The organism is Planomonospora algeriensis (assembly GCF_977012225.1).
Genome location: NZ_CDRNDK010000877.1, coordinates 1 through 1275, shown reverse-complemented (window position 1 = coordinate 1275; position 1275 = coordinate 1). Strand labels below are relative to the sequence as shown.

Sequence of the window (1275 nt, the reverse complement as noted above, 5' to 3'; positions counted from 1 at the left end):
GCGACTCGAGACCGAGCAGCGGGCCGCGGGCGGGCGGGGCGTGCGGCGGGCCGCGGGTGGACGGGGCGGAGCCGTACGTCGAGGGTAATCCGCGCGGTCCGGGAGAGCAGCACGTACGGTGGACGGTATGCAGGTGATCGACTGGGACTTGGCCGTAGCGACCGGAACGCGCCTGGTGCGCCCCGGGCCGCAGGTGAGCCGGGAGGAGGCGCGGGAGGCGGTCGCCGAGTTGCGGCGGCTGTCCCGGGTGGCCGAGGGCCACGTCCGGGAGTTCACCCGGATCGACACCGACACGGCGCCACAGCCCGCCACGATCGTCGACCGGCCGGGCTGGATCAAGGCCAACGTCGAGGGCTTCCGGGTGGTGCTGGAGCCGCTGACCGAGCGGATGGCCGCCCGCAAGGGGCAGACCCCGGCCGTGGTGACCGCGGTGGGCTCGCGCATCACGGGCGTCGAGGTCGGCGCGGTGCTGGCCTTCCTCGCCTCGCGGGTGCTGGGGCAGTACGAGCTCTTCCTCCCGCCGGACCCCTCCGGCCAGGCGCCCGTCGGCCGCCTCACCCTGGTCGCGCCCAACATCGTGCACGCCGAGCGCGAGCTGGGCGTCGACCCCAAGGACTTCCGCCTCTGGGTCTGCCTGCACGAGGAGACCCACCGGGTCCAGTTCACCGGCGTCCCCTGGCTGCGGACGTACGTCCGGGACCAGATGACCGAGTTCCTGCTCGCCTCCGACCTGGACCTCCCCACGCTCCTCGACCGGCTCCGCTCGGCCGCCGACGCGGTCGCCGACGCGGTCCGAGGTGGTGAGGGCAACCTCATCGACGCGATCCAGACGCCCGAGCAGAAGGAGATCCTCGACCGTCTCACCGCGGTGATGACCCTGGTCGAGGGCCACGGCGACTACGTGATGGACGCCGTCGGACCCGGCGTGGTCCCCTCGGTCGTCGACATCCGGGCCAAGTTCCACCACCGCCGCGAGGGCGGCTCCCGCCTCGACCGCACGGTCCGCAAGCTGCTCGGCATCGACCTCAAGATGAAGCAGTACGCCGAGGGCTCCGCCTTCGTCCGCACCGTCGTCGACCGCGCCGGGATGGACGGCTTCAACAAGGTCTGGACCTCCCCCGAGACCCTTCCGGACCAGGACGAGATCTCCCGCCCCGAGCGCTGGATCGCCCGCGTCCTGGACGCCCCCGCCCTGCCCGCCGCCGAGATCACCGACTGATCCCGCGAGGGGGCTCCGGCGTCTGGACCGAGGAGCGAAGGAGCCCGCGAGGGGGC

The 1275-nt window shown here is 73.3% G+C and carries 1 protein-coding gene; it reads left to right on the top strand.

The genetic code is table 11. From position 1 onward, the window contains the following. The first annotated feature begins 127 nt into the window (after nucleotides 1-127). Nucleotides 128-1219 carry a zinc-dependent metalloprotease gene (locus tag ACWJ6R_RS36580; protein ID WP_449066584.1) on the top strand — a complete coding sequence of 364 codons (1092 nt, stop codon included), beginning with the start codon at nucleotides 128-130 and terminating at the stop codon, nucleotides 1217-1219. Nucleotides 1220-1275: the final 56 nt, after the last annotated feature.